This window comes from Bordetella hinzii LMG 13501 (assembly GCF_001548475.1).
In the GTDB taxonomy this organism is placed as follows: Bacteria; Pseudomonadota; Gammaproteobacteria; order Burkholderiales; family Burkholderiaceae_B; genus Bordetella; species Bordetella hinzii.
This window is the reverse complement of sequence record NZ_LRUJ01000028.1, coordinates 61,204-67,355: the sequence shown is the minus strand read 5'-3', so window position 1 is coordinate 67,355 and position 6,152 is coordinate 61,204. Positions and strand designations below refer to the sequence as shown.

The 6,152-nt window shown below is 66.8% G+C and carries 7 protein-coding genes; 4 read left to right on the top strand and 3 right to left on the bottom strand.

Annotated features, from left to right (window positions below):
* Positions 1-155: 155 nt before the first annotated feature.
* Positions 156-1,418: a bifunctional tRNA (adenosine(37)-N6)-threonylcarbamoyltransferase complex dimerization subunit type 1 TsaB/ribosomal protein alanine acetyltransferase RimI gene (locus AXA74_RS17205; RefSeq protein WP_032963986.1), complete on the bottom strand. Its 1,263-nt coding sequence runs from the start codon at positions 1,416-1,418 to the stop codon at positions 156-158.
* Between the two features lie 130 nt (positions 1,419-1,548).
* On the opposite strand from AXA74_RS17205, the gene risA reads away from it, so the two are divergent.
* The 4 genes from risA to AXA74_RS17185 all read left to right on the top strand — a co-directional run bounded on the left by risA (position 1,549) and on the right by AXA74_RS17185 (position 4,899).
* A complete protein-coding gene (gene risA / locus AXA74_RS17200; protein ID WP_003813882.1) occupies positions 1,549-2,283 on the top strand; it encodes a response regulator transcription factor RisA in 735 nt (244 codons plus the stop codon).
* A gap of 34 nt (positions 2,284-2,317) precedes the next feature.
* Positions 2,318-3,712: a sensor histidine kinase RisS gene (risS, locus tag AXA74_RS17195; RefSeq protein ID WP_029578762.1), complete on the top strand. Its 1,395-nt coding sequence runs from the start codon at positions 2,318-2,320 to the stop codon at positions 3,710-3,712.
* Positions 3,713-3,774: 62 nt separating this feature from the next.
* Positions 3,775-4,323 carry a peroxiredoxin gene (locus AXA74_RS17190; protein ID WP_029578763.1) on the top strand — a complete coding sequence of 183 codons (549 nt, stop codon included), beginning with the start codon at positions 3,775-3,777 and terminating at the stop codon, positions 4,321-4,323.
* Between the two features lie 57 nt (positions 4,324-4,380).
* Positions 4,381-4,899: a carboxymuconolactone decarboxylase family protein gene (locus AXA74_RS17185; RefSeq protein WP_029578764.1), complete on the top strand. Its 519-nt coding sequence runs from the start codon at positions 4,381-4,383 to the stop codon at positions 4,897-4,899.
* Positions 4,900-4,960: 61 nt separating this feature from the next.
* Here AXA74_RS17185 and ispF read toward each other — a convergent pair whose 3' ends face one another.
* The gene (gene ispF / locus AXA74_RS17180) at positions 4,961-5,449 is read right to left on the bottom strand and encodes a 2-C-methyl-D-erythritol 2,4-cyclodiphosphate synthase (RefSeq protein ID WP_029578765.1); all 489 of its coding nucleotides are present in this window, start codon (positions 5,447-5,449) and stop codon (positions 4,961-4,963) included.
* Positions 5,446-6,138, bottom strand: a complete 693-nt coding sequence (gene ispD, locus AXA74_RS17175; RefSeq protein WP_032957812.1) for a 2-C-methyl-D-erythritol 4-phosphate cytidylyltransferase — start codon at positions 6,136-6,138, stop codon at positions 5,446-5,448. Before ispD ends, ispF begins: the two co-directional genes overlap by 4 nt.
* Between the last annotated feature and the right edge of the window lie 14 nt (positions 6,139-6,152).

Sequence of the window (6,152 nt, the reverse complement as noted above, 5' to 3'; positions counted from 1 at the left end):
CCGCGCCGCGGGCGGCTGCTGCGCCGCCGCCTGACGTTCCTGGGCGTCTCGCCCAGGCGCCGGGCCGCTGTCCGCCGGACCGCGCAGCCAAGTCTTCTCGATGCCGATTTCGCGCAGCCACAGGCGTTGCAGCGGATTGACACGCAGTTCGGCCATCATGCCGCCGCCTCCGGCGGAAGTTCTTTCTGCATCACCCAAGCATCCTCGCGCTTGCCCTGACCGGCCGGATAGTAATCCTTGCGCAGGCCGACGCGCAGAAAGCCCTGGTCGGCGTAGAAGGCCAGCGCGCCCTGGTTGGACGGCCGGACCTCCAGCAAGAGGGCCGGTACCCCATGCGCGCGGGCGCGCGCCTCGCTCCAGGCGATCAGGCGGCGGCCCAGCCCCTGGCGCTGGCAACGGCGGTCCACCGCGATGACAAGAATATGGGACACATCCGGCGCGTGCATGAGCACACAGAAGCCGACGACCTGGCCGGCGCTGCGCAGCACGCAGCAGTCGTAGCCAGCGGCCAGGGCATCGCCGAAATTGCCTTCTGTCCAGGGGAAGGCCTGCACCCTGGCCTCCAGCGCCGCCACCGCCGGCAAATCCTCCGGCGCCATGGGCTGCAGCGTGACGGCGCCCGCCTCGGCCACCGGGGGCCGCGCCGCCACGATGGCCGGCTCTGCGCGCGGATTGCCTCCCAGGCCCTGCTGGCGTTCAGCCGTGGTGAAGGCCACCTTGTCGCGCACATAGAGCGGGGCGGCCAGCTCCGGCGCCAGCGTCAGTCCCCGGTCCCAGTCGCGTTCGGCCAGGCGGGCCACTTCGGCCGCCTGGGGCCGACTGGCCGGGCTCGCCGGCCAGTCGGCCGGCGCCTGCAGGGCATCGGGGTAAGCGGCCCAGGCGTCGCCGGCCAGCAGCGGCGGGCCATCGAGGCGCCAGAGGGCGGCCTGGTGGCGCACCCAGGGCAGCAGCTCGGCGGCCGCGATCAGCAATGGCGGCTGCAGTGTCTCCCAGGCCGGTCCCTGGGGGCCAGGCACGCGGCGGTAGACGGCTGCGTAGACCTCTTCCATGCGCGCATCCAGCGCCACCAGCACGGCCTGGCCGTACAAGGCGCCCGCCGCCTCGGCGACAGCCATGTGCGACACCACGGGCAGGACAGGGATATCCAGCCCCATCGCCATGCCCTGGGCCACGCCGCAAGCCACGCGCAGGCCGGTAAAGCCGCCCGGCCCCTGCCCGAAGGCCACGCCGTGCAGCGCGGCAGGCGCCAGGCCGGCTTCGTCAAGCAAGCGCCGCGCCATGGGCAGCAGGCGTTCGGCATGCTCCTGGGCACCTTCGTGCTCCAGGACGGTCAGATGCTCCGTGCCCGCCCGCCGTACGAGCAAGGCCACGCCGCAGCGCGAGGAAGATGTTTCAAAGGCGAGCAGGTTCAGGTCCATAGCGGCTAATTGTACGAAATCGGCCCCAAATGCCCCGGATGTAAGGGGGATTTCAACCGTAAGGTGCAATGTGTAATATCTTGTGAACACCCACTAGCCGCCGGTTCTTGTCACTGTTACATTTTCGGCCATGAATACGCAAAACACCACCCCCACCCGCAAGATCCTGGTCGTCGACGATGATCCGCGACTGCGCGATCTGCTGCGCCGCTACCTGTCGGAACAAGGGTTCAATGTCTTCGTCGCCGAGGATGCCAAGGAAATGGGCAAGCTCTGGCAGCGCGAACACTTCGACCTGCTCGTCCTCGACCTGATGCTCCCGGGCGAGGATGGTTTGTCGATCTGCCGGCGCCTGCGCGGCGGCCACGACAATACGCCCATCATCATGCTGACCGCCAAGGCCGAGGAAATCGACCGCATCGTCGGCCTGGAGATGGGCGCCGACGATTACCTGTCCAAGCCCTTCAATCCGCGCGAGCTGCTGGCCCGCATCAATGCGATCCTGCGCCGCCGCGGCACGGAGGAGCATCCGGGCGCCCCCAGCCAGGAAAACGAGTCGATCGCCTTCGGTCCCTATGTGCTGAACCTCTCGACCCGCACCCTGACGCGCAACGGCGAACAAGTGCCCATCACGACCGGCGAGTTCTCGGTCCTGAAGGTCTTCGCGCGCCACCCCAAGATCCCGCTGTCGCGCGACAAGCTCATGGAGCTGGCCCGCGGCCGCGAATACGAGGCCTTCGATCGAAGCCTGGACGTGCAGATTTCACGCCTGCGCAAACTGATCGAACCCAATCCTTCCAAACCCGTCTTCATTCAGACCGTTTGGGGCCTGGGATACGTCTTCGTCCCGGATGGTGGCAGCTGATCCAGCGAGCCGCCCCGGGCAGGAGCAAAGCCTCGTGCCCCGATTGCAGAAAAGTCTAAAAAACCTCACCTCAGGGTTGCGCCTCGGCTTGTTCGGGCGCACCTTTTTGTTGCTGGCCGCGCTCATGCTGGTGAGCCTGGCGGCCTGGCTGCAGGTGTTCTTCAGCATGGAACTGGGGCCGCGCGCCAACCAAATGGCGCAGCGGGTCATCACGGCGGTCAATATCACCCGGACCGCGCTGATCTATTCCCATGCCGACGAGCGCAGCAAGCTGCTGCTGGACTTGGCCACCAACGAAGGCATCCAGGTCTACCCGCGCGAAATCACGGACTTCAGCGAGGCCTTGCCGGACGACGATTACTGGCAGCGGGTGGCGCAGCACATCCGTACCCGTTTCGGCCCCGAGACCCAGATTGCCTGGGGTGTTAACCAGGTGCCGGGCTTCTGGGTGAGCTTCCGGATAGACCAGGACCTCTATTGGCTGGTGTTCGAGCGCGAGCAGATCGGCTTGACAGGCGGCATCGAATGGCTGGGCTGGGGCGCCACCGCGCTCCTGCTCTCCCTGGTGGGCGCCGCGGTCAGCGTGGGCTTTGTCAACCGGCCGCTCTCGCGGCTGGCGCGCGCCGCCCAGGTGCTGTCGCGCGGCGAGACGCCCGCCCCCCTGCCCGAACAAGGGCCGCTCGAAATACGTGACCTCAATGCGTCCTTCAACCGGATGGCCAAGGACTTGCGGCAAGCCGAGGCCGACCGGGAGCTGATGCTGGCGGGCATCTCGCACGACCTGCGCACGCCCCTGGCGCGCATGCGCCTGGAGATCGAGATGAGCGGCGTATCCGAGGATGCGCGCCAGGCCATCGATGAAGACCTCGGCCAGATCGATCACAGTATCGGCCAGCTCATGGAATATGCGCGCCCGGCGGGCACCTTGCCCCAGCTGGCCACCGATATCTCCTCCGTGCTGACCGAGCTGTACGAGCGCGAGCGCAGCCACACCGCCTCGCTGGGCGGCGAGCTCGAAGCCAGCATCGAACCCGGCCTGCGCGCCCGCATCACCGCCCTCGACCTGAAGCGCATCGTCGGCAACCTGATCGAAAACGCGCGGCGCTACGGCCGCTCGACCGACGGCCTGGCCCATCTGGTCATGACGGTGCAATCCGAAGGCAATACGCTGGCCATCGAGGTCGCCGATCGCGGTCCGGGCATCGCCCCCGAAGAGGTCGAGCGGCTGTTGCGGCCGTTCTCGCGTGGCGAGGCGGCGCGCACCGGCGTCAGCGGCGCGGGATTGGGTCTGGCCATCGTGGAGCGGCTGCTCAAGCATGTCGGCGGTTCGCTCAAGATGCTGCCCAGGCCCGGCGGCGGCCTGACCGCCCGGATAGAGTTACCCAAAGCCAAGTTTAGAAATTATCAATTAGACACGGCCAATCAATAGCGTAAAATTAGTGGTTTGGGGCTAAACCCCCGCCTCCACCAACAACTTATTGGGAGTACCACATGAAAACTGTTGGCGACAAACTCGAGCCTTTCAAGGTCACCGGCGTCAAGCCCGGCTTCAATCAGCACGAAGAAAACGGCGTCTCCGCCTTTGAAGAAATCACCGAAAGCTCGTTCCCCGGCAAGTGGAAGGTGATCTATTTCTACCCGAAGGACTTCACCTTCGTGTGCCCGACCGAGATCGTCGGCTTCAACAAGCTGGCCAAGGATTTCGAAGACCGCGACGCCGTCCTGCTGGGCGGTTCGAGCGACAACGAATTCGTCAAGCTGGCCTGGCGCCGTGAGCACCCGGACCTGAACAAGCTGGGCCACTACCAATTCGGCGACACCACCGGCGCGCTGATCGACCAGCTGGGCGTGCGCGAGAAGGGTGCCGGCGTTGCGCTGCGCGCCACCTTCATCGTCGACCCCGACAACACCATCCAGCACGTTTCGGTCAACAACCTGAACGTCGGCCGCAACCCTGAAGAAGTGCTGCGTCTGCTGGACGGCCTGCAAACGGACGAGCTGTGCCCGTGCAACCGCTCCGTGGGCGGCGCGACGCTGTAATGCCAAGGGGCCCGGCTCGTCCGGGCCTTTTCTCCCTCCAGACTATAGGTAAAAACTATGGAATTCCTTTCTACGATCAAGGATCAACTGCCGGATTGGGCCAAGGATATTCGCCTGAATCTGGATAGCGTGATTGCCCGCTCCACCCTGCCCCAGGAAGACGCGCTGGGCGCGGCCCTGGCCGCCGCGTACGCATCGGGCAACGCCTTTCTGATCAATGCCTTCAAGGGCGCCCTGTCCGAAACCGACGCCAACGCCGCCTTGACGGCCGCGGCCCTCATGGGCATGAACAACACCTGGTATCCCTATGTGGAGATGAGCGGCGACGCCCAGCTCAAGAGCCTGCCGGCACAGCTGCGCATGAATGCCTATGCCACGCACGGCGGGGTCGAGAAAAAACGCTTCGAGCTCTTCGCGCTGGTGGCCTCCATCATCGGCAAATGCCACTTCTGCGTGCAGTCGCACTACGAGAACCTGAAGAAAGACGGTCTGTCCACCGAACAGCTGCGCGATGCCGGCCGCATCGCCTCGGTGATCAACGCCGCGGCCCTGGCCCTGGCGGCCCAGGGCAAGTAAGCCTCAGGCAAAAAAATACCGGCTCCATGGAGCCGGTATTTTTTCATCGGCGCGCCGCGGTTCAGCCGGCGCGGGCGATGAGCGCGGCCACCGTGGCCGCTATGCCTTCCTTGCGCCCCAGATAGCCCAGCCCCTCGTTGGTCTTGGCCTTGATGTTGACAGCGCCCACCTCCACGCCCAGGTCGGCGGCGATATTGGCCGCCATGGCCGAGGCGTGCGGGCCGATCTTGGGCGCCTGGGCATGCACGGTGGCGTCGACATTGACCACCTGCCAGCCGGCCTCGCGCACGCGGGCCATCGCCTCGCGCAGCAGCACCCGGCTGTCCGCGCCCTTGAAGCGCGGATCCGTATCGGGAAAATGGCGGCCGATATCACCCAGGCCGGCCGCGCCCAACACCGCGTCGGTCACGGCGTGCAGCAGCACGTCGGCATCGGAATGGCCCAGCAGGCCATGGGTGTGCTCGATGCGCACGCCGCCGATGATGAGCGGGCGGCCGGTGACCAGGGCGTGCACGTCAAAGCCCTGTCCGATGCGAAAAGGAAGCGTCATAACCATTTTTCCATCAATGCGAAATCATCCGGCCAGGTCACCTTGAAATTGCGCGCCGAACCGGTCACCAGGCGCGGCGCGAGCCCTTGCGCTTCGATGGCCGACGCCTCGTCGGTCACGGCCAGCCCGCGCTCGCGGGCCTGGGCCAGGGCATGGCCCAGCAGCCCGGCCCGGAACATCTGCGGCGTCTGGGCCAGCCAGAGGCCGTCCCGGTCCACCGTGGCACGCACATAGGGTCCGCCCGGCCCGCCCGGCTGCGCCGCCTTCACGGTGTCGGGGACGGGCAGCGCGAGCAGGCCGCCGACCTCATCGTCCAGGCAGGCGTCGATCAGCCGGCCCAGCGCCTCGGCGGGCAGGCCCGGACGGGCGGCATCGTGTACCAGGACCCAGGCGTCGTCCCGCAGTGCGGCATCGGCCAGGGCGCCGGCCACGGTATCGGCGCGCGTGGGGCCGCCGCAAGGACGCCATACGGTGCGCGGCAGGCCCCGCAGGGCCTCTTCCACCCAGCCGTCCTCGGCGCTGACGGCCACCCTCACCTGCGCGATCCGCGCATCGGCCAGAAGAGCGAGCACGGCACGCCTGAGCATGGGCACGCCGCCCAGCGGACGATATTGCTTGGGCATATCGCCGCCGCCGGCGCGGCTGCCCACGCCGGCGGCGGGCACGATTGCGATTAGGGATTCAGACATGATCAGGAGATTTT